The sequence below is a fragment of the Streptomyces sp. A0592 genome (assembly GCF_004795115.1).
Classification (GTDB): Bacteria; Actinomycetota; Actinomycetes; order Streptomycetales; family Streptomycetaceae; genus Streptomyces; species Streptomyces erythrochromogenes.
In genome coordinates this window covers 222,312-248,183 of sequence record NZ_SSBM01000008.1, presented here as the reverse complement: position 1 = coordinate 248,183, position 25,872 = coordinate 222,312, and the positions used below count along the sequence as shown (strand labels likewise).

Sequence of the window (25,872 nt, the reverse complement as noted above, 5' to 3'; positions counted from 1 at the left end):
GGAGGGGACTCAGCCCACGAGACGGGCGCGGAGCGCCTCGACCGTCTCGTCCGCGACGCCGAGGCCCTCGCGCACGTACTTCTCCATGGAGCCGTAGCGCGTCTCGACCTCGTCGAGGGCGGCCTCCAGGTAGGAGGGGAAGACCCCGATCAGCGCGAGCGCGATGTCCGGGTTGCCGCCGGCCGCCGTGAAGCCCTCGATCATCGGCGCGAAGGCCTGCTTGACCGCCGGGTTCACGGAGAGGTATTCGGCCATCAGGGTGTCGTCGTCCGCGCCGAGCAGCGCCAGGACGACGGTCGCGCCCCAGCCGGTGCGGTCCTTCCCCGCCGTGCAGTGGAACAGCAGCGGGCCCGCCTCCGGGTCGGCGGCCTCGGTCAGCAGCATGCGGTACGCGGCCTGCGCGGAGCCGGAGTGCACGAAGGACCGGTAGGTGTCGGCGAACAGGGCCTGCGCCTTGCCGCCGCCCAGGTGCTCCTCGGCCACCGCCGGGTCGGAGAGCAGGTCCTTGAGCTGCGCGGCGGCGGGCTTCTTGCCGGCCTCCCGCAGCTTGTCCGCGAGGACGTCGGCGACCAGCAGCCGGGCCCCGGCCGGTATGCGGTCGGGGTGGTCGGCGCGCTCCGCGTCGGTGCGGAAGTCGATGACGGTACGCACGCCCAGCGCCGCCACCACCGGGTCGGCGTCGAGGTCGAGCCGGTCGAGCTGGCCGGAGCGCAGGACCAGGCCGGGGCGGACGGTGCGGCCGCCGGAGAGCGGGGTGCCTCCGAGGTCGCGGAGGTTGGCGACGGTGGTGGAGGGGGTGGCGGTCATCGTGGTGGCTCCAGCGGTGTTCGAGTTACTCGTGTCATGCGACGATCAGGTAATTTTCTGATGGTTTGCACCGGAAAGGCAATCGAGGGCCAGTGAGACCCCCATGCCGATCCCGAGCGCCGCGAGGTGCCCGGCGTCGGTGAAGGTCCGGCCGCGCTTCAGTACGGGCGCCGCCGCGAGCGCCAGCAGGCCGAGCCGGGCGGCCGTGCGGACCGGCCCGCGCGGCAGGGCGGAGGCCAGCGTGCCGAGGACGGCATTGAACCCGTAGCTCGTTCCCACGTCCACGGCGCGGCGGGTTGCGGCATCGGTCGTCCTGCGCAGCGCGCCGTACACCAGGAGGGTCGCCGAGGCGTGCCCGAACAGGAACACCGCGGCCGTCCACCAGGCCCCGTACGCGTATTCGGCATAGCCGAGCACCGCGACCAGCAGCAGTGCGTACGGCAGGGGCATCGGCTCCTCGACGACGAGAGCGCTGCTCAGCAGGGTCTCCCAGCGCCCGGCGGCGAGGTTGTCGACGTTCGTCGAGCAGCCCCGGAGCAGCCGCTCCCGGTCGGCCGGTCCGGTGCGCTCCAGCGCGTACGCCCCGAGCTGGACGCCGCCGGCGTACACCGCGCCCCATGGAATTGGATTCACCTGCTCATGATCGGATAAGCCTCTGGCGGAAGCCAAGGGGCATCGTGCGACCATGTCCCGGCCATGTTCGAATCCTTCGCGCCACTGCGCGCCACGCGAGCCGCACTCTTCGCGGCGATGTGCGTCGTGCTGGGCGCCGCGGGGCATTCGTACATGTCCGGCACCGACATTCCCTTTTCCGGCCTTCTGGGCGCTTTCGCGGTGACCGCCGTCCTCGCGTGGCTCCTCGCCGGACGACGGCGCGGACCCGTGGGCATCTCCGCCGCGGTGCTCGCCGTGCAGGGCGTGCTGCACCTCGTCCTCTCCGGCAGCCAGGCGGCCGAGTCCGCTTCCGGGCACGCGGCGATGCGGGGGCACCACCACGTGCCCGCCGCCGAGGCCGTCGGCGCGGCCGACATGGCGACCATGGCGGACATGGCCGGCACGGCCTCCCACGGCGGCGCCGGGATGATCGCCGCACACGCGCTCGCCGGGCTGGTCTGCGCCGCCTGGCTGGCACGCGGCGAGGCCGCCGTGTTCCGGCTGGCCCGTGTCCTGGGCGCCGCCGCGCTGCACGCCGCCCGGCCGCTCGCCCGCGCGCTCGACCTGGTGCGGGCCCGGGTCGCCGCCGTACCGGCCGTGCCCGTCTTCCGTGCTCCGTACCGGCGGCCGCGCCGGCTGCGCGGTGCGCTCCACGCCCACGCCGTGGTGCGCCGAGGGCCGCCCGGGAGCGGCTGTGCCCACCGCTCCACGGCCCCCGGCCGTCCTGCCCGCGCCTGATCCGGCGCACCTCCACGGCACCCGTGCGAGGGGAGGCGAAGCCCGGGGCCGCCGTCCCCATGCCTTCGCCAACACCTAGGACCCCCATGTCCCTTGAAGAGGTTCAGGACGTCCGCACCCCGGACGCCGCCCCCGACTCCGCCCCGGAGTCCGTCCCGCCCGCCCCCTCCAAGAGCCGCGGCGGCGGCTGGGCCGCCGTGCGCCCGCTGCTCCTGCGGATGCACTTCTACGCGGGCCTGCTCATCGCCCCGCTGCTGTTCCTCGCCGCCGCCACCGGGCTGCTGTACGCCGCCTCCTGGCAGGCGGAGAAGATCGTCTACGCCGACGAGCTGACCGTCGCCCGCGTCGGCGACGGTGCCCTGCCGCTCAGCGCCCAGGTCGAGGCGGCCAAGGGCGCCGCCCCCGAGGGCGAGGTCGTGTCCGTGTGGCCGGGCCCCGACGCCGAGGCCACCACCCGGGTGATCATGGAGAGCTCGGGCCTCGCGGAGGGCGAGACCCTCACCGTGTTCGTCGACCCGTACACCGCCGAGGTGCGCGGGCAGCTCACCACCGTCGGCGACGCGCTGCCGCTGCGGGCCTGGCTGAGCACCTTCCACTCCAACCTCCAGCTCGGGGACTTCGGCCGCAACTACAGCGAGATGGCCGCCAGCTGGATGTGGGTGGTCGCGCTCGGCGGCCTCGCCCTGTGGATCGGCCGCCGCCGCAAGCGCAAGGCGCAGCTCGTCCTCCCGGACCGGGAGGCCACCGGCCGGCGCCGGACGCTGTCCTGGCACGGAGTCGTCGGCCTGTGGTCCGTCGTCGGACTCGTCGTGCTCTCCGCCACCGGCCTGACCTGGTCGAAGTACGCCGGTGAGAACATCGGGCAGCTCCAGGACGGCCTCGGCGGGGCCACCCCGGCCGTCTCCGCGAAGCTGAACCCGGGTGCGGACGCCGGCGGCGCCGACGAGCATGCGGGCCACACCATGCCCGAGGGCACGCAGATGCCCCCGCCCGCTCCCACCGCCGACGTCGGCCTCGACCGTGCTGTGGCCGCCGCCCGGGACGCCGGTGTCACCGAGGAGATCCGCGTGACCCTGCCCGCCCAGGGCAAGGGGTACGTCATCAAGGAGAACGACAAGCAGGTCCCGGTGCACTTCGACACCGTCGCCGTGGACCCCGCCGACGCCCGGATCATGGACGAACTCCGGTTCGCCGACTACCCCGTGCTCGCGAAGATGACCCGCTTCGGCATCGACCTGCACATGGGCCAGACCTTCGGGCTCGTCAACCAGATCGTGCTCGCCGCGCTGGCCGTCGGCGTGATGTTCCTCGTCTTCTGGGGCTACCGCATGTGGTGGCTGCGCCGGCCGACGAAGGACCGCAGGCTCTCGGTCGGCCGCGCACAGCCGCGCGGCGCCTGGCGGAAGCTGCCCGTGACCGTGGTGCTGCCGCTGGCCGCGGTGACCGCGCTCGTGGGCTGGTTCGTCCCGCTGCTGGGCATCAGCCTGGTCGTCTTCCTCGCGGTGGACCTGCTGCTCGGTTTCGTGGCACGCCGCCGGGCGGCGGCCGCGGCCGCCTAGTGCGGCGCCGGTGAAGGCGGTGGGCCCGTACTCCGTGGAGGAGTACGGGCCCACCGTCGTTCCCGGGTCGGTCAGGTCGGGTCAGGGGGCGTACTTGTAGCCCACCCGGCGCACCGTCTGGATCGCACCGCGGTGGGGCCCGCCCAGCTTGCGCCGCAGCCGGGCGATGTGGACGTCCACGGTCCGGCCGTCGCCGACGTGGCCGTAGCCCCAGACCGTGGTGACCAGCTGGTCGCGGCTGTGCACCCGGTGCGGGTGCTGCACGAGGTGGGCCAGCAGCTCGAACTCCAGGTACGTCAGGTCGAGTACGCGGCCGTCGACCTCGGCGGTGCGCTGCGCCGCGTCGATGCGGATCAGGGCGTCGCCCTGGCCGGGGGCCGTGGCCGGGGCGGTGGCCGCGGGCTCGGTGCGGGCGCCGGGGACCGGCTGGACCGGGGCGGCCACGGCCTGCGGGGCGAAGGAGAGCGGAGGCTGCTGGTCGGCGGGCACGAGGACCAGGTAGCCGACCATCGGCGGCTGGCCCGGCAGCGCCGGAAGGGTGTGCTGGGGTGCGGGCAGCCAGGTGGCGCCGGGCGGGAGGAAGTCCACGACCCGGGCCACCTCGTCCCGGTCCACGGCGCGCAGCCGGTGGCGGGGACTGGGCGGATAGGCGAGAGGAGAGGTCGCAGCGGAGGTCAGGGAGCGGGTGTTCGCCATGAGTGGTCAGCTCTTTCACGCGGAGTGGTCGGCAGGAGACGTACGTGCGTCATCGATGTCGTACCGCGCAGACCGAAGGCCTCGGGGAAACCCGGAGGAGAGGTCCCGGAGGCTTTAGAGGGCCGGCGCGTTCTTCGCGCGGCAACACTCACGATCGAAGTCGTGGTCCTGACGGGACGGCCAGAACGGCTCGAGGTCGCTGCGACCTGACGAGGTGTGCGAGTGGCTGGCCATGGCCCCATTCAAGCAGAAGAGCCGCCCCCGGGGCAGGCTGCGTCTCGCATCCTGGATCAGCGTCTCGGAATCCGGGCAGGGTGTCGGGCATACCGGGGCATCCCATCAACCGGCCAGCCGCTTGCGCCAGTCCAGTCCCGTCACGCGTATCGCATCGTGGGCAGCTCCGCCCCACGTCCGGCCGAGCCCCTCGGTGTCGAGCGCCGCGACGACCTCCCGGCCGACCGAGACCGTCAGGGCCTCGTCGGGCTCGAACCCGCCGTACATCAGGAACAGGTCCTGGCCCGCGGCCGCGCCCTCGGCGGCCTGCCTGTGGAAGAAGACGAACCCGCGCGCATCCTCCGCGCCGTCCCCCCGGATCTCTTGGAGGCCGCAGCCGCGGCAGCAGGTGAAGTTCTCCCGCGCCGTGATGCCCGACGCCTCCAGCGCGGCGAAGGCGCGGGTGATGCGCTCCGGGTCCGTCGTGCCCGTCCAGTCGGCCTGTTCGGCCAGCCGCTCCCGCCACAGCCGGTCCACGAGCCGCGCGGCCTGCTCGTGCGAGACCGGCCGGACGTCGCCCCGGACGAGGTGCTCCTCGGCCGACTCGGTCAGCGCGTCCCGCCCGTCGTAGCCGCACCGCAGCCACCCGCGGACCGCCTCCGCCAACTCCCGCTCCACCTCGGGATCGAGCGGCGGCACGTCCTCGGCGGCCTGCTCCGGCGGGAAGTCGAGGCGCTCCCAGTCCGGCCCGGTGTCCCAGTCCTTCTCCTGGCGGGCCCACCGCGCCATGACGGCCGTCACCTCGGCCGCCGTGCGCAGGTGCGCCTGGAAATGCCGGTCGGCGGAGCCGGCCCGGTGCTCCAGCTGGTAGGCCTCGCCCTCGTCGTGCCACACCTGAATGTAGACATCCGGATCCGCCGTCAGCGGCTCGACGATGACGAAGTGGTCCCCGTCCGCGCCGATGCGCCCCACCAGTTCGGACAGTGTGCCGAGCGCGGGCCGGTCGTAGGACTCGCCGCGCTCCGTGTGGATCCTGATCGCCAACATGGGGGACAGCGTGCCACCCGGCACCGACAGCGCCCGCCGGGCCCCGGGGGGCGCGGCGGGCGTCGGTGTCCGGGGAGGCGGGGCCGTCAGACCAGGCCGTCCTTCTCCAGGCCGGAGCAGCAGGTGTCCGTGATGAGGCGGGTCACCACGTACGGGTCCACGTTCGCGTTCGGGCGGCGGTCCTCGATGTAGCCCTTGCCGTCCTTCTCCACCTGCCACGGGATGCGGACGGAGGCGCCGCGGTCGGAGACGCCGTAGCTGAACTCGTTCCACGGGGCCGTCTCGTGCAGACCCGTCAGGCGCTCGTCGATGCCGGCGCCGTAGTTCTTCACGTGGTCGAGCGGCTTGCTGCCCTCGCCCAGGGCCTCGCACGCCGAGATGATCGCGCGGTAGTCCTCGCGCATGGACTTCGTGGAGAAGTTGGTGTGCGCGCCCGCGCCGTTCCAGTCGCCCTTGACCGGCTTCGGGTTCAGCGTCGCGGAGACGTTGAAGTCCTCGGCGGTGCGGTAGAGCAGCCAGCGCGCGATCCACAGCTGGTCGGAGACCTCCAGCGGGCTCAGCGGGCCGACCTGGAACTCCCACTGGCCGGGCATGACCTCGGCGTTGATGCCGGAGATCTCCAGGCCCGCCGCCAGGCAGTGGTCCAGGTGCTTCTCGACGATCTCGCGGCCGAAGATCTCGTCCGAGCCGACGCCGCAGTAGTAGCCGCCCTGCGCGGCCGGGAAGCCGCCCACCGGGAAGCCGAGCGGACGGACGCCGTCGAAGAAGGTGTACTCCTGCTCGATGCCGAAGATCGGCTCCTGGCCGGCGAACTTCTCGGCGACCGGACGCAGCAGCGCGCGGGTGTTCGACTCGTGCGGGGTCATGTCGATGTTCAGGACCTCGCACAGGACGAGGACGTGGTCCCCGCCGCGGATCGGGTCCGGGCAGGAGAACACCGGGTTGAGCACGCGGTCGGAGGCGTGGCCCTCGGCCTGGTTGGTGCTCGATCCGTCGAAGCCCCAGATCGGCAGCTCGGCGCCGTCGGCCAGGATCTTCGTCTTGGAGCGAAGCTTCGCCGTCGGCTCGGTGCCGTCGATCCAGATGTACTCAGCCTTGTAGCTCACGGGCCCCATCCTCAGACTCTGCGGGTGCTGCTGGACGCTGCTTCATCGCTGCGGTGTTGACCGCAGCGTGCCCGCCCGCGATTTCTCTTCCGTTGCCCGTGTGTGAACCCCGTGTTACCGAGGTTTACGCCGCTGGTCGGGCGGCTTGTGCGGGTTGGCGGTCGAGCACCCGTCCGGGTGGGGCAGACTGGCCGCGTGAGCATTTCGTCTGATTTGAGCCCCGCCGGAGACCGCGCCGGAGTTTCCGCCGGAGTTCCCGCCGAGACCACCGCCCCAACTGCCGCCGGTCAGGCCCCCGCAGACCCCCGCCCCCGGGTCGGGCTGCTCGGCACCGGCCCCTGGGCGACCCGTACGCACGCCCCCGCGCTCGCCGCGCACGCCGGCTCCGAGTTCGCCGGTGTGTGGGGCCGCCGGCCCGAAGCCGCGGCCGAGCTGGCGCGGAAGTACGGCGTGAAGGTGTACGAAGACCCCGACGAGCTGTTCGCCGACTGTGACGTCGCCGCCTTCGCCCTGCCGCCCGACGTACAGGCCCCGCTCGCCGTGCGCGCGGCCGCCGCCGGCTGCCACGTGCTGCTCGACAAGCCCGTCGCGACGACGCCGCAGGATGCCCGGGCCGTCGCCGAGGCCGTCGCCCGCCACCAGGTCGCCTCCGTCGTCTTCCTCACCCTGCGCTTCGCCGAGCCCACCGCGGGCTGGGTCGACGAGCAGGCCGCCCGCACCGGCTGGTTCACGGCCGCCGCGCACTGGCTGGGCGCCGTCTTCCCGCCCGACGGCACGCCCAGCGCCTACGCCGACTCGCCCTGGCGCAAGGCCAAGGGCGGACTGTGGGACGTCGGGCCGCACGCACTGTCGGTCCTGATCCCGATCCTCGGTGACGTCACCGGGGTCAGCGCCACCCGCGGCCCCTCCGACGTCGTCCAGCTGGCGCTGCGGCATTCCTCCGGTGCGGCCAGCACCGCCGTGCTCAGTCTGGGCGCCCCGCAGGCGGCCGCCGGGGTGGGCCTCGAACTGCGCGGCAGCGAGGGCGTGCACGAACTGCCCGGCTGGAGCGACGTGCCGGGCGCCTACGGGCGAGCCCTCGACGCACTGCTCACCGCGGCCCGGACGGGCGTGCCCGATCCGCGCGGCGCGGAGTTCGGGGCCCGGCTGACGGAGATCCTGGCGCAGGCGGAGGCGCAGCTGCCTACTTGATGAGGGCGTTGGCCACGATGATGGCGAGGCCGATGGTGGCATCGGCCAGGCCGATCAGCAGGGCCCGGCCGAGCCGGTGGCCGACCCGGAGCGCCGTGAGCGAGCCCCAGCCGAACAGCAGGGCGGTGTTCAGGCCGAGTCCGCCGGCGGTCACGTCGTAGGCGTCCCAGCCGCCGAGCCCGGCGGCGGTCAGCAGCAGGACGGTGGGGAGAGTGGCCACGATCAGTGGCCACTCGTTCCACAGGGCCCGGGCCAGGACCTCCCAGCGGTGCCCCCCGGCCTCCTCCCGGTGGGAGGCCATGTGGTGCGAGTAGCCGTGCGCGAGTCCGGCCGTGGCCGCCGTCACCAGCACCCAGCTGGCGTCGTAGAAGGGGGTGAAGTCCTCACCCTCCTGGTTCAGTGCGGCCATCAGGGCGCTGGCCAGGACCGTCCCGTAGACCCCGCCGAACATCCAGTCGGCGTGCCGGTGGGACGGATGGGACGGGCGGGGCGGGCGGGTGGTCAGGCTCTCTTCCTGCGGCTGCTGCTCGGTCACGACTGGTCCTTAAGATGCGGTATGTCCTCTTTCGGCGCTCCGGCCACCATACGAGAACGGCGCGTGGGGGCGTTGTGAAGGAGCCCGCTACCCGCCCGCCGCCCGGCGGGCCACCTCCGCCAGGGCGTCCAGGGCCTGGGCGAACGCCGCGTCCGGGGGAGCCGCGTAGCCGACGACCAGCCCCTCGCGGGGTGGTGTCCTGTCGGCGGGGTGCCGGTAGGAGGAGAGGCCGTCCAGGGCCAGCCCCGCGGCGCGGGACGCCGAGAGCGCCCGGGCCTCGCGGCCGGGCGGGAGTTCCACCACGGCGTGCAGTCCGGCCGAGATGCCCGTGACCCGGACCTCCGGGGCGCGTGCGGCCAGTACGGAGACCAGCTGGTCGCGGCGGCGCCGGTAGCGCAGGCGCATCCGCCGCACGTGCCGGTCGTACGCCCCGCAGTCGATGAAGTCGGCGAGTGTCAGCTGGTCCAGCGCGCTCGCCCAGGACTCCCGCTGCCCCTTCGCCGCCAGGACCTGCCCGACCAGGGGGTCCGGGAGGACCAGCCAGCCCAGGCGGAGCGCGGGGGAGAGGCTCTTGCTGAGCGAGCCCGCGTAGACCACGTGCTCGGGGGCCAGCCCCTGAACCGCTCCGACCGGTTTGCGGTCGTACCTGAACTCCCCGTCGTAGTCGTCCTCCACGATCAGGCCGCCGGTGCCGCGGGCCCACTCCACGGCCGCCGCCCGCCGGGCGGGCAGCAGGGCGCACCCGGTCGGGAACTGGTGCGCCGGGGTGAGCAGCAACGTACGGGCCCGGGAGGGGATTTCCCCGGTCCGGGCGCCGTCCTCGTCGACCGCGACGGGATGCGGGCGGACCCCGGCGGCGTCCAGGATGCCGTGGTGGAAGGGCAGTCCGTACGCCTCGACGGCCCAGTCCCGGGGCCGCAGGGACGCCAGGAGCCGCAGCCCGCCCGCGAAACCGGAGCAGACCACGATGTTCTCGGGGCCGGTACGCACGCCCCGCGTCCGGGACAGGTAGCCGGCCAGGGCACGCCGCAGCTCGGGGCGGCCCTGCGGATCGCCCGGACCGAAGGCCTCGGTGGGCGCCCCGGCCAGGGCCCGGCGGGCGCTGGCGGCCCAGGGGCCCCGCGGGAAGGAGGCGGGGTCGGGCTTGCCCTGGAGCAGGTCGTGCCGGGGCCGTTCGGGCGCGGGCCCGGCCCCGGGGGCCGGTACGGGCGCGGCCGCCACCCCCTCCGCCACCCCCTCCGCGACCCGGGTGCCGGAACCCTGCCGGGCCGTGAACCAGCCCTCGGCGACCAGCTCGGCGTAGGCGTCGGCGACGGCGTTGCGGGCCAGCCCGAGGTCGGCGGCCAGGGCCCGGTAGGGCGGCAGCCGCGTCCCGCCGGCCAGCCGCCCGCTGCGCACCGCGCTGCGCAGGGCCTGGGCGAGGGCGGTGCGGCGGGCGCCCTCGGCGGGGAGGTCCAGGTGCAGGTCGGAGCCGGAGCCGGAGCCGGGGGCGGTCACGGGTGCGGCTCCGCCGTGAAGACGGTGTGGGTGGCCGTCAGGAAGCGGCGGACGGTGTCCCGTTCGGCGGGGTCGAAGGAGTCCAGCACCCGCAGCACCCCGTCGATCAGGGGCCCGAAGAACTCCCGGCCGAGGCGGATCGCGGTCGGCTCCACCCGCAGCAGGATCCGGCGCCGGTCGTGCTCGTCGCGGATCCGGGCCACGTGGCCGAGCCGCTCCAGCCGGTCGATCACGGCGGTGGTGCCCGCCGAGTTGAGGCCGAGCCGGGCGCCGAGCAGGCCGGCCGTGGCCGGCTCGGCGGCGCGCGCCGCGTCCAGCAGGCAGATCAGGGCGCGTACGTCGGTGGGGTGCATGCCGTTGCGGGCGGCGAACTCCGCCTGGCGCAGGCCGAAATCGACGGTCACCGCCCGGAGCAGGTGCACCAGTTGCAGATGGCCGGGCTCGTGGTTGTCGTGCACATCGCCTCCTGCCTACTATCTCGTTCAGCGAGATTATCGCCTGGCGAGACATTGGAGCAGCCCGTGTCCCGGACGCCGTACCCCCGTTCCTCTCCCTCTGCCGGCTCCGCCTTCCGGTCCGCCTACGACGAGGCGCTCGCCGGGTGGCCCGGGCCGGTCGAGGCCGCCGAGCTGCCGACCCCCTACGGGCTCACCCGCGTCAACAGCTGCGGCCCGGACGGCGCCCCGCCGCTGGTGCTGCTGCCGGGCGGCGGCGCCACCTCCGCGGTGTGGGGAGCCTGTGCCGCCGCCGGGGCGGCCCGCACCCGCCGCGTGCACGCCGTGGACCTCGTGGGCGAGCCGGGGTTCAGCGTCCCGGCGCCCGGGCGGGCCCCGCGAACCCCCGAGGACCTGGCCGACTGGCTCGGCGCGGTGCTCGACGGGCTCGCCCCGCGCGGACCAGTGACCCTCGCCGGGCACTCGTACGGTGCCTGGATCGCCGCCCACCACGCCGCCCACCACGCCGCCCGGCGGCCCGCCCGCCTCGGCCGCCTCGTCCTCCTCGACCCGACCCGGGTCTTCGCAGGACTCCGGCCCGGCTACGTCCTGCGCGCCCTGCCCGTGCTCGTGCGGCCCACCCCGGAGCGGATCCGGTCCTTCCTCGCCTGGGAGACCCGCGGGGCCGCCCTCGACCCGGCCTGGCTCCGGCTCCAGGACGAGACCGCCCGCTTCCCCACCACCCGGCCGGTCACCGGCCCGCGCCCGGACCTCGCCCGCCTCGCGGAGCAGGACGTCCGGGTGGACGTCCTGTTCGCCGGGCGGGCCCGCTGCCACGATGCCGGCCGGGCGGCCCGCGCCGCGCGCGAGGCCCTGCCGGGCGCGCGGGTCGACGTACTGCCCGGGATCTCGCACCACGCCCTGCCCCTGACGGCCGCCCCCGAGATCGCCCGCCTGCTCGCCGAGCACTAGGCCGCGTCCGGCGGATCGGCCGGTACAGTCCTCTTTCGATCTTGATCAACTCGGGGGACGGGGGCGCTGTATGGCGCGGCGCAACGGGTACGGGCGACAGCCGGACGGCTGGTCCGCGGCGGGGCGGGCCGGCACCGGGCCGTACGGGACGCCGCCTCCGCCGGGCCGGGAGCAGGCGCCGCGCCACGGTTGTGTGACGGTGCTGATGGCCCCCTTCGTCGCGGCCGCCCGCTTCCAGCGGCCGGGGCGAGAGGACCGGCTGGCCGACTCCGCCATGTCCGGGGCCCGGGTGGCCCGTACCTGCATCGGCCTGGGTGCCACGGTCTGGCTGTTCTACGCGTACTCGCTGCGCCAGGGCGCCAAGGACGTGGTCGACGACAAGCTCACGGAGATGCTCATCGCCGCCGCCGTGCTGATGGTCGTGGGACCGCTGGCGGTCGGCGCCTTCGTGGTCGCGGCCCGGCCGCCGCTGCGCGACCGGTACCGCCGGAGGCTGCCCGGCCCGCTGACGGCGTTCGGCGTCCTCTTCGGGGCGGCGGCCCTGCTGGCCTTCTCCTTCCGGCGCGACCTGCACGACCGGCTGTTCGGGGGAGTCGGCGACGTCGGCCTCATCCTGAGCCTGCTCATCGGGCTGACCTCCCTCTTCCTGGTGCCCTTCGTCCTGACGTCCTCGGTGCTGTGCGTCCACCACTCCTTCCGGACCGCCGACGTCCACGAGGTGCTGCCGCCCCTGCTGTCCCCGGTCGTCGTCGTGGCGATGGCGGTACTCCAGGCCATCGACGGGCCGCCGGTCAACGCGCCGCAGGGCGTGTGGTTCCTCTTCCTCGCCGGAGCACCCCTGTCGGTGACCGCCCTGACCTTCTGGGAGCTGCGCCGGCTGCGCACCCGGTACGGGATCACCCTGCGCGGCGCCCTGGGCCGGTAGGGCAGCCGGGGCGGCGGCCCCGCCCGCCTTCGGCGGCAGGGCCCGCGCGGCAGCGGCGCTTCGACCGCGGGAGTCGCTATTTTCCTGACATGTCCGCCGGTCCGGCCCTCGCGGCCACTCCCGCCACCGTCCCGCTCGCGTCCCCGCAGCCGCGTCTGCTGTACGACGCCTGCCCGCTCTGCTCCGACGCCGAGATCTCCGTCCTGAGGACCGGGGACTGCTCTCGCCATCCGCTCTACAAGCCCGTGGTCGCACCGGTCATGACCTGGATGCGGTGCGCCGGCTGCGGGCACGTCTTCACCGACGGCTACTTCTCGGACGAGGTCTCGGCCGAGATCTTCTCCGCGACCAACCCGAACCAGCAGCCCGGCGCCGGCTTCGAGCAGAACCGCTACACCTCGGCGCGCATCGTCGAACGCGTCGCGCGCCACGTCCCCGACGGCCGCTGGCTCGACGTCGGTTTCGGCAACGGATCGCTGCTGTTCACCGCCGAGGAGTGGGGCTTCGAGCCCCACGGGCTCGATCTGCGGCCGTCGACGGCGGAGGGCCTGCGCCGACTCGGCATCGAGGCGCACTGCGCCGACCTCACGGAGCTCGACGCCCCCGGCCGGTACTCCGTGATCAGCCTGGCCGACGTGCTGGAGCACATGCCGTACCCGGGTGAGGGGCTGGCCGCCGCGCACCGTCTGCTCCGGGACGGCGGCGTGGTCTTCGCGTCGATGCCGAACTACGACTGCTCGGTCTGGCGCCTGCTCGACGCCGGCGACGCCAACCCCTACTGGGGGGAGCTGGAGCACTTCCACAACTTCAGCCGCCGACGCCTCTACGAGCTGATGGAGGAGCACGGCTTCGAGCCGCTCCAGTACTCGGTCAGCGAGCGCTACCGAGCCTGCATGGAGGTCATCGCCCGCCGCGTCTAGGAGGTACGGGACAGCGCGTCGCGGACGGCGTCCTCGGTGCGGGCGACCACGGCCGTGCCGTCCTCGGCGGTGATGATCGGGCGCTGGATGAGCTTCGGGTGCGCGGCCAGGTGGGTGATCCACCGGGCCCGCGCCGCGTCCGTCTCCTCGCGCGGCAGCTCGCGTACGCCGGTCTCCCGGGCCAGCGGGTCCGACGTACGGGTGATGTCCCACGGCTCCAGCCCGAGACGGCCCAGCACCTCGCGGATCTCGTCCTCGGACGGCACGTCCTCCAGGTAGCGGCGCACGGTGTACTCGGCGCCCTCCGCGTCCAGCAGGGTGAGCGCGCTGCGGCACTTGGAACACGCGGGGTTGATCCAGATCTCCATGGCCCCAACCCTACCCAGGGCCCGTCTGGCCAGGGGCTTCTGTCAGTGGTCGCCGGTAAAATCGAGGGAGAACGACAGGAAGCCAACTACCGTTTGGGAGGCTGTAGATGGCCACTGCCAGCACCGTCCGGTCCGTCCAGAAGAAGCCGCTGCCGGCGGGCCTGCCCCGCGAGTGGTACGAGAGCCACAACCGCCGTCTGAAGGCGATGCGGCTGGCGATATCCCTGCTCGACTCGGGGACGTACGACGCCAAGCGCGCCACCAACCGGAAGATCCGGACGATGGCCGTCCGGACGGGGATCCACCGGCCGTCCAACGTCACCTGCAAGATGGTGCGCGCGTTCATCAAGGAGTCGTGACGGCGAAGGGGCCGTGACGGCGCCCCACCGCATGCCGGGACCCCGGCCGACCGTCCGCGGGCGGCGGGCGGGGCCCCGGGCGGAGCGTCGGGGCGGAGGGCGGGCCTTCCGGCACGGCCTGGCACGGCACGGCCTGGCACGGCACGGTACGACCCGGGGCCAACCGGTCACGGCGGACGGCCGTCGGGGGAGAGCAGCAGCAGGGCCACGTCGTCGCCCGGCCCGCCGTTCGTGAAGGCCGCCAGGTCCTTCCACACCGCCCCGACCAGGCCCGCCGGGTCCCGCGCCAGGACGGGCACCCGGGTCGCCAGGGGGTAGAAGTGCCCGGCGGCGTCCCGGGCCTCCGTCGCCCCGTCGGTGTGCAGCAGGAACTGGTCCCCGGGCCGCACCGGCACCTCCACCACCTTCGGTGGATCCGGTCCCGCGAGCCCCAGGCCCAGCGGAGGCCCCGGCTCCACGGTTACCTCGTCGACCTCGGCCCCCCGCAGGCGCAGCGCCGGCGGATGCCCGCACGACACGAACCGTACGAGGTCCAGCCCGTGCGGGAACTCCACCAGCACCGCCGTCGCGAACAGCTCCGGATGGTCCACATGGGCGTCCGCCGCGTCCGCCAGCAGCCGCCGGTCCAGCCGGACCGCCACCGCCGCCAGCTCTGCGTCGTCGAGCACGGCCTCGCGGAAGGCACCGAGCAGCGCCGCCACCGTGGCCACCGCCGCCAGGCCGTGCCCCTGCACGTCCGCGACCAGCGCCCGGACCCCGAAGGGCCCCACCCTCACGTCGTACAGGTCGCCGCCCACGAGCGTGCCGCGCTGCGCCGCCCGGTAGAGGCCCGAGCAGCGCACCTCGCCCACCCGTTCCGGCACCGGCGGCAGCACCGCCAGCTGGGCCGCCTCCGCGACCGTACGTACGCTGACCAGCTGCTCGTCCCGGCGCTGGCGGACCCAGGCGATGACCACGCTCAGCAGCCCGACGACGGCCACCGTGGCCAGGTCCGTCCCCCGGGCCTGGGCCACGCCGATGTCGTGCACCCCCAGCAGCAGCAGGACGACGGCTGCGAAGATCGCGGTTCCGGCCGCCCCGTACGCGAACGCCGCCACCGGGGGCAGGCCCGCCAGGAAGAAGCCCAGCTCCACGTCGGTCGTGAGCGCCTGCGCGAGGACGAGCGCGACCAGGGCCGCCGCGGGCGCGATCCGGGCCCAGCGCGGCGGTGGCTCGCCGCGCAGCCCGCCCGGCTCAGCGCGTCCGCGTCTCACCCCTCCACCCTCGTATGGGGGCGGGGCCCGCGCACCCCGGACCGCCCTGCCGGGTGGCTCCGCCCGCTCCGGGCCGCGACAGTGGTGGCGTGACGGGAAACGAAGCCGCGGGTGGGGCGCCCGGCCGGGCCCACGTCGAGGCGCACGGCGCCGGTGACGGCTCGGCCGGCGCGGAGATGAGCACACGGCTCAACTGGCTGCGCGCCGGCGTGCTCGGCGCCAACGACGGGATCATCTCCACCGCGGGCCTGGTGGTCGGCGTGGCCGGGGCCACCACCTCCCGCCCGTCGATCCTGGCGGCGGGCGTCGCGGGACTGCTGGCGGGCTCTCTGTCCATGGCGGCGGGGGAGTACGTGTCCGTCAGCTCCCAGCGGGACTCCGAACGGGCCGCGCTCGCGATGGAACGCCGGGAGCTGGCCGAGGAGCCGGAGGCGGAGCTCGACGAGCTCACCGATCTGCTGGCGGAGCGCGGCCTGAGCCGGGATGTCGCCCGCGAGGCCGCCGAACAGCTCACGGAACGGGACGCCCTGCGGGCCCACGCCCGCGTGGAGCTCGGGATCAACCCGGACGAGCTGGCCAACCCGTGGCACGCGGCCTTCGCCAGCCTCGTCGCCTTCACCGTGGGGGCGCTGCTGCCGCTGCTGGCGATCATGCTGCCGGGTCCGTCGGCGCGGGTGCCGGTGACGGTGCTGGCGGTGCTGGCGGCGCTCACGCTGTGCGGGGTGCTCAGCGCACGGCTCGGCGGGGCCCCGGTCCCGCGCGCGGTCGCCCGCAACGTGGCCGGCGGCGCCCTGGCCATGGCCGCCACCTATGCGGTCGGCACCTGGCTCGGCACGGCGACCGCCTGACGGGGCCGGCCCCCGGGGCTCTGCCCGCGGGCGCGGAGCGCCGTGTCGTGGAGCCCCGGCCCGTGTCCGACCGCGGCGCGGCGCCACACCCGAATCCGCCGAGCACAGCGCAGCGACCCGGCAGGATGGGCCCATGCGTATCGCACTCACCGGCTCGACCGGCCTCATCGGCAGTGCACTCGTGCGGTCCCTGCGGGCCGACGGCCACGAGGTGGTGCGGTTCGTGCGGCGGGAACCGGCCCGGGCGGACGAGGCGCGGTGGGATCCGCAGCGCGGCCACGTGGACCCGGCAGGCCTGGCCGGCTGCGGCGCCGTCGTGCACCTGGCCGGGGCCGGGATCGGGGACCACCGGTGGACCGCCGCGTACAAGCGGAAGATCCGCGACAGCCGGGTGCTCGGCACCGCCGCGCTCGCGAACGCCCTCGCCGGCCTCGACGAACCGCCCGCCGTCCTGGTCAGCGGCTCCGCCGTCGGCTACTACGGGGACACCGGCGACCGCCCCGTGGACGAGGACAGCCCCGCCGGGCACGGATTCCTGCCCTCGGTCTGCGTGGAGTGGGAGGCCGCCGCCGCCCCCGCCCAGGAGGCCGGGATCCGCACCGCGTTCGCCCGTACCGGACTGGTCGTCGCCAAGGAGGGCGGGGCCTGGGGGCGGATGTTCCCCCTCTTCCGCGCGGGCGTCGGCGGCCGGCTCGGCGACGGCCGCCAGTACTGGCCCTTCATCTCCCTCCACGACGAGGTCGCGGCCCTGCGCCACATCATCGACACCCCGGCGCTGAGCGGCCCGGTCAACCTCACCGCCCCCGAACCGCTGACCAACCGCCAGGTCACCGCCGCCATGGCCCGGGTGCTGCACCGGCCGGCGGTGCTGCCCGTACCGGCCGTGGCCCTGCGCGTCGTGCTCGGGGAGTTCTCCCAGGACGTGCTGGGCGGTCAGCGTGCCCGCCCCACGCGGCTCCTGGGGTCCGGGTTCGCCTTCCGCGACCCAGACATCGAACAGGCCATCCGCGCCGCGCTCCGATAAACGGCGTGCGACCGTGTGCGACCGTTCGTGACCCGGATGCGACCGTCGTGCGACCGGAGTTGTCCGCAATACCCGGTCGAACTCGGGTTCCCGTTCGACCGGTTGGGGGAAGGAGGATCCCCACACAGCCGCGCCGACCTCGGGGAGGGGCACGTGCTCAGCAGCGCACCCAATGCCGCACACCATGCGGACGTCGTCATCGTAGGAGCCGGAGTCTCAGGACTCGCGGCCGCGCACCACCTGATCGCAGCCGGGGTCACGGTCACCGTCCTGGAGGCCGCGGACGATCCCGGCGGGCGGATGGCCACCGAATCGGCCGCCGGGTTCCGGCTCGACCGGACCGCCCAGTTGCTCAACACCACGTACAGCGAGCTGGAGCGCACCCATGCCCTGCGGGCCCTGGTCCTGCGCCCCTTCCCGCCCGGGGTCCTGGTCCACACCGACGGCAAACAGCTGCGGGCCGGGTCCCTCACCCCCGCCCGGGCCCTGGCCAGCGGATCCCTCGACCAGGCCCGGCTCAGCGCCGCCCTCGGCAGGCTCGCCGCGCTGCCCGAGGACAAGCTGCTCGCCCGGCCCGAACGCACCGCGTCCGCGGCCCTGCGCACCCGCGGCCTGCCGTCGCGCACCCTGAACGGCGTGCTCCGGCCACTGCTCGCCGCCCTGCTGCGGGACCCGGAGCTCACCACCTCCAGCCGGGTCGCCGACCTGGCCCTGCGCACCTTCGCCCGAGGCCGTCTCGCCGTGCCCGAAGGCGGCGCGGCCGCCCTGCCCGACCTGCTCGCCGCGGGACTGCCGCCCGGCACCGTACGGACCGGCACCAGGGTCCGGTCGGTCGCCACCAACCTGGTCACCACCGAGGAGCACGGCGACTTCCGCTGCCGCTCCGTCCTGCTCGCCACCGGCGCCCGCGCCGCCGCCGAGCTCCTGCCCGGCCTGCGCGTGCCCGCGTTCCACGAGGTCACCGTCCTGCACCACGCCACCGCCGACCCACTGCCCCGGGACGGCTCGCTGATCCTGGACGGGGACCCCAACTGGCCCGTCTCCCACACCGCCGTCATGAGCGCGGTCGACCCCACGCGGGCCCCGGCCGGGCGCAGCCTGGTCACCACGACCGTGCTCGGCCCGCCGCCGCCGACGCGCACCGTCGCCTCGCGCCTCGCCCGCCTCTACGACACCACCACCCGCGACTGGGAGCTGCTGGCCGTCCACCACACCCCGGAGGCCGTCCCCGCCATGCCCCCGCCGCACGACCGGAGCCGCCCCGTGCGGGTCCTGGCCGGGCTCTACGTGTGCGGCGACCACCGCGACACCAACACCGTCCAGGGTGCCCTGCACTCGGCCCGCCGCGCCGGCGGCGCCATCCTGCGCGACTTCGGCATCCCGCTCCCGGTCGCCCCGGAGCCCGCACTCCCGGTGGCGGCCTGAGAACCACCCACGACACAGGGGCCCGGTCCTCCCGCCTCGGGACCGGGCCCCTGCCGTACCCCCGGGCGGCCCGGACGCGCGCATCCCGCCGCGATCAGGACAGCGCCGCCACCCGGTCGCGGTAGGTCCGCACGGCCGACGCGTCCCGGTAGGGCTCCAGCCGCCGCTCGAAGTCCCGTACGTACTCCACCGCCCGCACCGACCGCATCTCCATCGCCTGCTGCGCCGCCTCCGCGCCCAGCGCGCACGCCTGGTCCAGCTCGCCCAGCCCCAGCCGGGCCGTGGCCAGCACCACCCGGCAGAACAGCCGCGACCGCGCGAACCCCGGCGCCCTCAGCTGCAGCGACCGCTCCGCGTGCTGCGCCGAGGCCCGGTACTGCTGGAGGTCCCGGTGGCAGTGCCCGAACTCGTCCGCCAGCTGCGCCTCGTCGTAGAGGCGCGCCCAGTGCGGTACGTCGTCGCCCGGCCTGGCCGCGCCCAGGGCGCGCTCGGCCCGCACCAGGGAGGCCGTCGCCGCCCGGACCTCGCCGAGGACCGCGTGCCCGCGCGCCTCCGCCGCGTGCAGCAGCGCCTGCACCACCGGCGGCGGGCCGGAGCCGACGCCCTGCTGGGCCACCCGGGCCAGCTGCACCGCCTCCCGGCCGTGCCCGAGGTACACCGCCTGCCGGCTCATGGTGACCAGCACGTACGAGCCGTAGGGGCGGTCCCCGGCGGCCTGCGCGAGCCGCAGGGCCTGCACGAAGTACCGCTGGGCGAGCCCGTGCGCGGCGATGTCGTACGAGGTCCAGCCCGCGAGCCGGGTCAGGTCCGCGGCGGCGGCGAACAGCCGGCGCCCCGTGGTCTCGCCGTAGGTGCCCCGGAGCATCGGCTCGGCCTCGTGCTCCAGGTACCGCACGAGGGCCTGGCGGGCGTGCCCGCCGCCGTAGGTGTGGTCCAGGGTCCGGAAGAGCTCGCCGACCGATCTCAGCGCGGCGATGTCGCCCGCCGTCACGCGCTGCCCGGGCCCCCGGTCGATCTGCCGCTGCCTCGGCACCGAGGCCCGGCCCTGGAGGGGGACGCGGGCCGCGGCCGGTTCCGCGCCCCGGGCCACGCGCTCGTCGGGCCGCCCGATCAGCCAGTCCCGGCTGGGGACGACCAGCCCGGCCGGGGTGAAGGCGATCTTCCGGAGCTCGGCGTGCGAGCCGGAGTCCTTGCGCCACAGGCCGCTCGCGATGTCCACGGCCTCCTCCGGGGTGGCCGCGAACTCCAGGCCCGCGTAGACCGGGGCGCAGGCGTCGAGGCCCAGGTCCTGCGCGGAGAGCCGGCGTCCGAGGCGCCGGGTGAACACCTCGGCGATCAGCGCCGGCGTGGTTCCGCGCGGCTGCTGGCCGCGCAGCCAGCGGGTCACCGAGGTCTTGTCGTACCGCAGGTCGAGACCGTGTTCCAGACCGAGCTGGTCGACGCGGCGGGCGAGCCCGGCGTTGGAGAACCCGGCTTCCGCGATCAGCGCCGCCAGCTGGCGGTTGGGGACGCGCTGGGCAGGTCGTTCCGTCATCGGCTCCACGGTTTCCTGACGTGACGGACCGGAGGCCCGGCCCTTGAACGGCGTGAATGTAGCGGCGAACTTCGCCCATGCCGCCCTCTCTGCCCCACATTCATCCGATCGTGTGCAGAATCGGTAGGGCTCTTTACGGACTCGCCCCCTCCGCCCGCGTACGCTGCGGGCCATGACCCGCCGGCACCACCCGTCACACCTGCCCGAGGAGCGGCCCGAATCGACCGCTCCGCTGCCTCCGCCCGAGCTGACCGAGGCCGAGTGCCGGCGCTGCGGCACCTATATCGCGGGGCTCGACGGGCGGTACGCCTGCGGGGTGTGCGGCTGGGTGAACGACCACTCGGAGGGCCACCGGCGGCTGCCGCGCGCGGACGAGGACCCGGACCGCCCGCCGAAGGGCCGCCGACGGCCCAAGCAGCTGCCCTCGCGCCTGCCGGAGCCCGGCGCGGCACCGGAAGCGGGGCCCTGAGGGGGCCCGCACGGGCAGCCGTACCCTTGCTCAGTGAAGTACGTGCACACAGCAGGTTCAATGAGGAGGCGCTGCGGTGGCTGAGCTTGGGTTTGTACGTCTGGGCTTCGGCGCGGAATCCGTCGAGTACACCCAGGCCTGGGAAGAGCAGCGCAGGGTGCACGCGGCCCGCTTCGCGGACGAGGTGGAGGACACCTGCCTGCTGCTGGAGCACCTGCCGGTCTACACCGCGGGCCGGCGCACCGACCCCAGCGAGCGCCCGCTCGACGGCACGCCCGTCATCGACGTGGACCGCGGCGGAAAGATCACCTGGCACGGCCCCGGCCAGCTCGTCGGCTATCCGATCATGAAGCTGCCCCGGCCGGTGGACGTCGTGGCCCACGTCCGACGCCTGGAGGAGGCGCTGATCCGCACCGCCGCCGACTTCGGCCTGGAGACCACGCGGGTCGAGGGCCGCTCCGGTGTCTGGGTGCTCGGCGACCCGGTCGAGGAGCGCCCGAAGATCGGCGGCCTCTCCCTCGACTTCGACCCGCGGCTCGCCGACGAGGAGTTCGACCCCCGGCTCAACGGGCCCGAGTACGCCCCGTCCAACGCCGGCCAGCGGCGCGAGGACCGCAAGCTCGCCGCCATCGGGATCCGGGTCGCCAAGGGCGTCACGATGCACGGCTTCGCGCTCAACGTGAACCCGGACAGCACCTGGTTCGACCGGATCATCCCCTGCGGGATCCGGGACGCCGGTGTGACCTCGCTCTCGTACGAACTGGGCCGTGAGGTCACCATCGCCGAGGTGCTCCCGGTCGTCGAGCGCCACCTGAAGGACGTACTGGAGCAAGCCGAGTTGCGGCCCCGCGAGATCGAGACCGCATAGAGACCTCCCCGCTGCGGGAATGAGTCCGGCCGCTCGCAGGTTGGGCGACGTAAGAGCGTACGAAATTACGGGCGTACCCTGGTGGGCGCCCGAACAATCGAAGTCACAGGGAGCCGGTCGTGTCCGCAGTCGCACCCGACGGACGCAAGATGCTGCGCCTCGAGGTCCGGAATGCCCAGACCCCCATCGAGCGCAAGCCCGAGTGGATCAAGACCCGGGCGAAGATGGGCCCCGAGTACACCAAGATGCAGGCCCTGGTGAAGGGCGAAGGACTGCACACGGTGTGCCAGGAGGCCGGCTGTCCCAACATCTACGAATGCTGGGAGGACCGCGAGGCCACCTTCCTCATCGGCGGTGACCAGTGCACCCGGCGCTGCGACTTCTGCCAGATCGACACGGGCAAGCCCGAGGCGCTGGACCGCGACGAACCGCGCCGCGTCGGCGAGTCCGTCGTCACGATGGACCTGAACTACGCCACCATCACCGGCGTCGCCCGCGACGACCTGGCCGACGGCGGTGCCTGGCTGTACGCCGAGACCGTGCGCCAGATCCACCAGCAGACGGCGGGCCGCGAGGCCGGCCACACCAAGGTCGAACTGCTGGCCCCCGACTTCAACGCGGTGCCGGAGCTGCTGGAGGAGGTCTTCGCCTCCCGCCCCGAGGTCTTCGCGCACAATGTCGAGACGGTGCCGCGGATCTTCAAGCGGATCCGCCCGGGCTTCCGCTACGAGCGCTCGCTCGACGTGATCACCAAGGCGCGCGAGTACGGCCTGGTCACCAAGTCGAACCTGATCCTCGGCATGGGCGAGGAGCGCGAGGAGGTCTCGCAGGCCCTGAAGGACCTGCACGAGGCCGGCTGCGAGCTCATCACCATCACCCAGTACCTGCGGCCCTCGCCGCGGCACCACCCCGTCGAGCGCTGGGTGAAGCCGGCCGAGTTCGTCGAGCTGGCGAAGGAGGCCGAGGAGATCGGCTACTCGGGCGTGATGTCCGGGCCGCTCGTCCGCTCGTCGTACCGGGCCGGTCGTCTGTACGCGCAGGCCATGGAGAAGCGCGCGTCCGTCTGACGCGCGGCGCGACCGTCCGTGTGAAGTCGCGCACAAAGTGCTACCAACGAGTAATACCGCATCGGCGCGGCCCCTAGGCTCTTTCATGACGGAAGAACCCGGCGGGCCGCGTCGGCGTATACAACGTGTCCATCACATTTGACCGACCGGTCACGCCCTGGTAACACCAGTCAGTGACGCTTGGTCCACGCACCGTAGACGCCCGCCCACCTCGCGAAGACGTGAGCATCGTGAAAGGGATCGACATCATGCAGGCCGCGCCCGTACGCGCCATCGCCATCCCGACGCTCTCCGACGCCTTCCGGGGCCTCGAATCCCTCCTGATGAGCGGGGCCCGCCGCAACGCCTGGACGGCGGTCCTGGAGGACCGCCAGCGGGCCAAGGACCGGGTCGAAACCGAACACGTACTTGAGGCCGCGGCTACCCGAACCCCGCAGGCCACGTAAACTTCGCTTTATGGCGAGGAAGTCAAACGCAGAGACTGCTGCGAACCCCGGGCGACTGAAGCAGATCGCCCTGACGTACAAGATGACGCGCAAGGCCGACCCGAAGGTCGGTCTGATCGTCGCGGGCGTGGGAATCGTCACCTTCGGTGTCTTTCTTGCGATCGGCTTCCTGATCGACCACCCGGTCTACCTGGGCATCCTGGGCTTCCTGGTGGCTTTCCTCGCGATGGCGATCGTCTTCGGGCGACGGGCCGAGCGGGCTGCCTTCGGGCAGATGGAAGGGCAGCCGGGAGCGGCCGCGGCCGTACTGGACAACGTGGGACGGGGCTGGACGACCACCCCGGCCATCGCGATGACCCGGCAGCAGGACATCGTCCACCGTGCCGTGGGCAAGGCCGGCGTCGTGCTGATCGCCGAGGGCAACCCGAACCGGGTGAAGCCGCTGCTCGCGAACGAGAAGAAGAAGATGGCCCGGATCATGCCGGACGTGCCGGTCCACGACTTCATCGTGGGTACGGGCGAGGGCGAGGTGCCGCTCAAGAAGGTGCGCACCACCCTGCTCAAGCTGCCGCGCGTCCTGACCGGCCCGCAGATCACCGCGGTCAACGACAAGCTGCGTGCCATGGGTGACCTCATGAGCAACATGCCGCTGCCGAAGGGCCCCATGCCCAAGGGCATGAAGATGCCGCGCGGCGGAAAGATGCGCTGACCCGCTCAGCGGATTTTCGTATACGAGACAGGGGCGCCCCCCGAGCCGGCCGGCTCGGGGGGCGCCCCTGTGTCTGCTTGCACGTGCTAGATGCGGACCTGGACGGCGCGCGCGAGGCGGTCGTGGAGGCCGCGGCCGTCGCGGTCCCAGATCAGCGCCGGGATGACCAGGGCCAGCAGCAGCGTGCGCACGACCACGCGGACGAAGCCGAGGCGGCCGCCGTCCTCCGCGACCACGCGCAGGCCCAGGACCCGCTTGCCGGGTGTGAAGCCCACGGTGCCGACCGTCAGGACGGTCAGGGCCACGAAGAGCCCGAGGGTCCAGTTGCCCGCGGCGCCCAGGTTCCCGCCGGTGATCAGCCCGTACGCGATGAGCTGGCAGCCGATCCAGTCGAGGGCCACGGCCCCGATCCGGCGCCCGAAGCGCGCCACCGAGCCGGGTCCCTGCTGGGGCAGACCGAGCCGCTGCCCCGGATAGCCGAAGTCGACACCCATCTCCTCGGCGGCCGCCTTGGGGCCGGAGAGCCAGGATCCGATTGCCTGTCTGTTGTCCACCCGACCACGGTACCGGTGGCGCCTCACGGCGCTCCGGCCGGACCCTGGTTAACTTGTGCGAAACAAATGGGTCATGCTTGGGAAATCCCGTCTGCTTATGGTCGGGTCAGCGTGCGGCACCGCACTGACGCACCACGAGCTATAAAGCCCGTCCCTCCCCCGGGGTCGGGAGTAGGAGGAGTTGGATGTTCCAGAACGCCGACGAAGTCAAGCAGTACATCGAGGAGAACGACGTCAAGTTCGTCGACGTCCGCTTCTGCGACCTGCCTGGTGTGATGCAGCACTTCACGATCCCGGCGCGGGCATTCGACCCGGCGGAGGAGCTCGCCTTCGACGGATCCTCGATCCGCGGCTTCCAGGCGATCCACGAGTCCGACATGGCCCTGCGCGCCGACATCACCACCGCGCGCCTGGACCCCTTCCGTCGCGACAAGACGCTGAACATCAACTTCTTCATCCACGACCCGATCACGGGTGAGGCCTACAGCCGCGACCCGCGCAACATCGCGAAGAAGGCCGAGGCGTACCTCGCCTCCACCGGCATCGCCGACACCGCGTTCTTCGGGCCCGAGGCCGAGTTCTACATCTTCGACAGCGTGCGCTTCGCGACCACCGCGAACGAGGGCTTCTACCACATCGACTCCGAGGCCGGCGCCTGGAACACCGGTTCCGAGGAGAACAACCGCGGCTACAAGGTCCGCTACAAGGGCGGCTACTTCCCGGTCGCCCCGGTCGACCACTTCGCGGACCTGCGCGCCGAGATCTCCCTGGAGCTGGACGCCCAGGGCCTCCAGGTCGAGCGCCAGCACCACGAGGTCGGCACCGGTGGCCAGGCCGAGATCAACTACAAGTTCAACACGCTGCTGGCCGCGGCCGACGACCTGATGCTCTTCAAGTACATCGTGAAGAACGTCGCCTGGAAGAACGGCAAGACGGCGACCTTCATGCCGAAGCCGATCTTCGGCGACAACGGCTCGGGCATGCACGTGCACCAGTCGCTGTGGGCCAACGGCGACCCGCTGTTCTACGACGAGGCCGGCTACGCGGGCCTGTCGGACACCGCCCGCTACTACATCGGCGGCATCCTCAAGCACGCCCCGTCGCTGCTCGCCTTCACCAACCCGACGGTGAACTCCTACCACCGCCTGGTGCCGGGCTTCGAGGCGCCGGTCAACATGGTGTACTCGCAGCGCAACCGCTCCGCCGCCATGCGCATCCCGATCACGGGCTCGAACCCGAAGGCCAAGCGCGTCGAGTTCCGCGCGCCGGACCCGTCCTCGAACCCGTACCTGGCCTTCTCGGCCCTGCTCCTCGCGGGCCTCGACGGCATCAAGAACAAGATCGAGCCGATGGAGCCGATCGACAAGGACCTCTACGAGCTCTCCCCGGACGAGCACGCGAGCGTCCCGCAGGTCCCGACCAGCCTCGAGGACGTCCTCAAGGCCCTGGAGGAGGACCACGAGTACCTCCTGGCCGGCGGTGTCTTCACCCCCGACCTGATCGAGACCTGGATCGACTACAAGCGCACGCACGAGATCGCCCCGATCGCGCAGCGTCCGCACCCGCACGAGTTCGAGCTGTACTTCGACCTCTAAAAATGCCTGATGGGAGGCCCCCCGCCACGCTCCACGGAGCGAGGCGGGGGGCCTTTCCG

28 protein-coding genes are annotated in these 25,872 nt (G+C 73.5%); 16 read left to right on the top strand and 12 right to left on the bottom strand.

The features are described from left to right. Nucleotides 1-9: 9 nt before the first annotated feature. Together E6U81_RS15140 and E6U81_RS15135 are read right to left on the bottom strand one after the other, a co-directional pair. Nucleotides 10-807, bottom strand: a complete 798-nt coding sequence (locus tag E6U81_RS15140; protein WP_136230588.1) for a tyrosine-protein phosphatase — start codon at nucleotides 805-807, stop codon at nucleotides 10-12. A 45-nt stretch (nucleotides 808-852) separates the two neighbouring features. After that, on the bottom strand, nucleotides 853-1,440 hold the full coding sequence (locus E6U81_RS15135; protein ID WP_240803816.1) for a rhomboid-like protein: 588 nt from the start codon (nucleotides 1,438-1,440) through the stop codon (nucleotides 853-855). A gap of 63 nt (nucleotides 1,441-1,503) precedes the next feature. Here E6U81_RS15135 and E6U81_RS15130 point away from each other — a divergent pair, with 63 nt between their 5' ends. Both E6U81_RS15130 and E6U81_RS15125 read left to right on the top strand, forming a co-directional pair. Continuing rightward, nucleotides 1,504-2,199, top strand: a complete 696-nt coding sequence (locus tag E6U81_RS15130) for a hypothetical protein (protein ID WP_136230587.1) — start codon at nucleotides 1,504-1,506, stop codon at nucleotides 2,197-2,199. A gap of 218 nt (nucleotides 2,200-2,417) precedes the next feature. Continuing rightward, nucleotides 2,418-3,758, top strand: coding sequence for a PepSY domain-containing protein (locus E6U81_RS15125; RefSeq protein ID WP_240803824.1), 1,341 nt, complete (start codon nucleotides 2,418-2,420; stop codon nucleotides 3,756-3,758). Between the two features lie 81 nt (nucleotides 3,759-3,839). Here the strand turns inward: E6U81_RS15125 and E6U81_RS15120 are convergent, their stop codons facing one another. The 3 genes from E6U81_RS15120 to glnII form a co-directional block, all read right to left on the bottom strand. After that, nucleotides 3,840-4,454, bottom strand: a complete 615-nt coding sequence (locus E6U81_RS15120) for a winged helix-turn-helix domain-containing protein (RefSeq protein WP_136230585.1) — start codon at nucleotides 4,452-4,454, stop codon at nucleotides 3,840-3,842. 339 nt (nucleotides 4,455-4,793) lie between these two features. Then, nucleotides 4,794-5,714, bottom strand: coding sequence for a hypothetical protein (locus E6U81_RS15115; RefSeq protein WP_136230584.1), 921 nt, complete (start codon nucleotides 5,712-5,714; stop codon nucleotides 4,794-4,796). Between the two features lie 86 nt (nucleotides 5,715-5,800). Further along, nucleotides 5,801-6,820, bottom strand: a complete 1,020-nt coding sequence (gene glnII / locus E6U81_RS15110; protein WP_136230583.1) for a glutamine synthetase — start codon at nucleotides 6,818-6,820, stop codon at nucleotides 5,801-5,803. 321 nt (nucleotides 6,821-7,141) lie between these two features. Here glnII and E6U81_RS15105 point away from each other — a divergent pair, with 321 nt between their 5' ends. Next, on the top strand, nucleotides 7,142-8,011 hold the full coding sequence (locus E6U81_RS15105; protein ID WP_240803823.1) for a Gfo/Idh/MocA family oxidoreductase: 870 nt from the start codon (nucleotides 7,142-7,144) through the stop codon (nucleotides 8,009-8,011). Here E6U81_RS15105 and E6U81_RS15100 read toward each other — a convergent pair. From E6U81_RS15100 to E6U81_RS15090, 3 genes are all read right to left on the bottom strand, one after another. Beyond that, a complete protein-coding gene (locus E6U81_RS15100) occupies nucleotides 8,004-8,546 on the bottom strand; it encodes a hypothetical protein (protein ID WP_240803815.1) in 543 nt (180 codons plus the stop codon). The genes E6U81_RS15105 and E6U81_RS15100 overlap by 8 nt on opposite strands. A gap of 87 nt (nucleotides 8,547-8,633) precedes the next feature. Next, on the bottom strand, nucleotides 8,634-10,043 hold the full coding sequence (locus tag E6U81_RS15095; RefSeq protein WP_136230582.1) for a PLP-dependent aminotransferase family protein: 1,410 nt from the start codon (nucleotides 10,041-10,043) through the stop codon (nucleotides 8,634-8,636). Beyond that, complete coding sequence (locus E6U81_RS15090; RefSeq protein ID WP_240803814.1) at nucleotides 10,040-10,501, bottom strand: MarR family transcriptional regulator; 462 nt, start codon at nucleotides 10,499-10,501, stop codon at nucleotides 10,040-10,042. The genes E6U81_RS15095 and E6U81_RS15090 overlap by 4 nt, the downstream gene beginning before the upstream one ends. Before the next feature lie 63 nt (nucleotides 10,502-10,564). On the opposite strand from E6U81_RS15090, the gene E6U81_RS15085 reads away from it, so the two are divergent. The 3 genes from E6U81_RS15085 (at nucleotide 10,565) to E6U81_RS15075 (ending at nucleotide 13,294) form a co-directional block, all read left to right on the top strand. Then, nucleotides 10,565-11,449, top strand: a complete 885-nt coding sequence (locus tag E6U81_RS15085; RefSeq protein ID WP_240803813.1) for an alpha/beta hydrolase — start codon at nucleotides 10,565-10,567, stop codon at nucleotides 11,447-11,449. Nucleotides 11,450-11,519: 70 nt separating this feature from the next. Next, nucleotides 11,520-12,374, top strand: a complete 855-nt coding sequence (locus E6U81_RS15080; RefSeq protein ID WP_136230580.1) for a hypothetical protein — start codon at nucleotides 11,520-11,522, stop codon at nucleotides 12,372-12,374. An 89-nt stretch (nucleotides 12,375-12,463) separates the two neighbouring features. Next, complete coding sequence (locus tag E6U81_RS15075; protein ID WP_136230579.1) at nucleotides 12,464-13,294, top strand: class I SAM-dependent methyltransferase; 831 nt, start codon at nucleotides 12,464-12,466, stop codon at nucleotides 13,292-13,294. Here E6U81_RS15075 and E6U81_RS15070 read toward each other — a convergent pair. Continuing rightward, complete coding sequence (locus E6U81_RS15070; RefSeq protein ID WP_136230578.1) at nucleotides 13,291-13,662, bottom strand: ArsC/Spx/MgsR family protein; 372 nt, start codon at nucleotides 13,660-13,662, stop codon at nucleotides 13,291-13,293. The two genes, E6U81_RS15075 and E6U81_RS15070, sit on opposite strands and share 4 nt — an antisense overlap. A gap of 107 nt (nucleotides 13,663-13,769) precedes the next feature. Here E6U81_RS15070 and E6U81_RS15065 point away from each other — a divergent pair, with 107 nt between their 5' ends. After that, on the top strand, nucleotides 13,770-14,021 hold the full coding sequence (locus E6U81_RS15065; RefSeq protein WP_136230577.1) for a hypothetical protein: 252 nt from the start codon (nucleotides 13,770-13,772) through the stop codon (nucleotides 14,019-14,021). A 167-nt stretch (nucleotides 14,022-14,188) separates the two neighbouring features. Here the strand turns inward: E6U81_RS15065 and E6U81_RS15060 are convergent, their stop codons facing one another. Beyond that, nucleotides 14,189-15,274 carry a PP2C family protein-serine/threonine phosphatase gene (locus tag E6U81_RS15060; RefSeq protein WP_240803812.1) on the bottom strand — a complete coding sequence of 362 codons (1,086 nt, stop codon included), beginning with the start codon at nucleotides 15,272-15,274 and terminating at the stop codon, nucleotides 14,189-14,191. Between the two features lie 176 nt (nucleotides 15,275-15,450). Between E6U81_RS15060 and E6U81_RS15055 the strand changes: the two genes are divergently transcribed. From E6U81_RS15055 to E6U81_RS15045, 3 genes are all read left to right on the top strand, one after another. After that, nucleotides 15,451-16,122 carry a VIT family protein gene (locus E6U81_RS15055; RefSeq protein ID WP_136230625.1) on the top strand — a complete coding sequence of 224 codons (672 nt, stop codon included), beginning with the start codon at nucleotides 15,451-15,453 and terminating at the stop codon, nucleotides 16,120-16,122. A gap of 133 nt (nucleotides 16,123-16,255) precedes the next feature. Then, on the top strand, nucleotides 16,256-17,146 hold the full coding sequence (locus tag E6U81_RS15050) for a TIGR01777 family oxidoreductase (RefSeq protein ID WP_136230576.1): 891 nt from the start codon (nucleotides 16,256-16,258) through the stop codon (nucleotides 17,144-17,146). A 153-nt stretch (nucleotides 17,147-17,299) separates the two neighbouring features. After that, complete coding sequence (locus E6U81_RS15045; RefSeq protein ID WP_240803811.1) at nucleotides 17,300-18,571, top strand: FAD-dependent oxidoreductase; 1,272 nt, start codon at nucleotides 17,300-17,302, stop codon at nucleotides 18,569-18,571. 94 nt (nucleotides 18,572-18,665) lie between these two features. Here E6U81_RS15045 and E6U81_RS15040 read toward each other — a convergent pair whose 3' ends face one another. Beyond that, nucleotides 18,666-20,105: a hypothetical protein gene (locus E6U81_RS15040; protein WP_030849245.1), complete on the bottom strand. Its 1,440-nt coding sequence runs from the start codon at nucleotides 20,103-20,105 to the stop codon at nucleotides 18,666-18,668. A 172-nt stretch (nucleotides 20,106-20,277) separates the two neighbouring features. Here E6U81_RS15040 and E6U81_RS15035 point away from each other — a divergent pair, with 172 nt between their 5' ends. From E6U81_RS15035 to E6U81_RS15015, 5 genes are all read left to right on the top strand, one after another. Then, nucleotides 20,278-20,574 carry a hypothetical protein gene (locus E6U81_RS15035; RefSeq protein WP_240803810.1) on the top strand — a complete coding sequence of 99 codons (297 nt, stop codon included), beginning with the start codon at nucleotides 20,278-20,280 and terminating at the stop codon, nucleotides 20,572-20,574. Nucleotides 20,575-20,650: 76 nt separating this feature from the next. Continuing rightward, nucleotides 20,651-21,442 (top strand): lipoyl(octanoyl) transferase LipB, encoded by a 792-nt coding sequence (gene lipB, locus E6U81_RS15030; RefSeq protein ID WP_136230575.1) that lies wholly within the window; start codon nucleotides 20,651-20,653, stop codon nucleotides 21,440-21,442. 119 nt (nucleotides 21,443-21,561) lie between these two features. Further along, nucleotides 21,562-22,509, top strand: a complete 948-nt coding sequence (gene lipA, locus E6U81_RS15025; protein ID WP_136230574.1) for a lipoyl synthase — start codon at nucleotides 21,562-21,564, stop codon at nucleotides 22,507-22,509. A 248-nt stretch (nucleotides 22,510-22,757) separates the two neighbouring features. Continuing rightward, nucleotides 22,758-22,955, top strand: a complete 198-nt coding sequence (locus tag E6U81_RS15020; protein WP_136230622.1) for a hypothetical protein — start codon at nucleotides 22,758-22,760, stop codon at nucleotides 22,953-22,955. A gap of 10 nt (nucleotides 22,956-22,965) precedes the next feature. Then, nucleotides 22,966-23,664 (top strand): DUF4191 domain-containing protein, encoded by a 699-nt coding sequence (locus tag E6U81_RS15015; protein ID WP_030849255.1) that lies wholly within the window; start codon nucleotides 22,966-22,968, stop codon nucleotides 23,662-23,664. 86 nt (nucleotides 23,665-23,750) lie between these two features. On the opposite strand, the gene E6U81_RS15010 is transcribed toward E6U81_RS15015, so the two are convergent. Beyond that, entirely contained in the window at nucleotides 23,751-24,218 is a 468-nt protein-coding gene (locus E6U81_RS15010; protein WP_031153161.1) for an RDD family protein, read from the bottom strand. A gap of 185 nt (nucleotides 24,219-24,403) precedes the next feature. On the opposite strand from E6U81_RS15010, the gene glnA reads away from it, so the two are divergent. Next, on the top strand, nucleotides 24,404-25,813 hold the full coding sequence (gene glnA / locus E6U81_RS15005) for a type I glutamate--ammonia ligase (RefSeq protein WP_136230573.1): 1,410 nt from the start codon (nucleotides 24,404-24,406) through the stop codon (nucleotides 25,811-25,813). Nucleotides 25,814-25,872 lie beyond the last annotated feature (59 nt).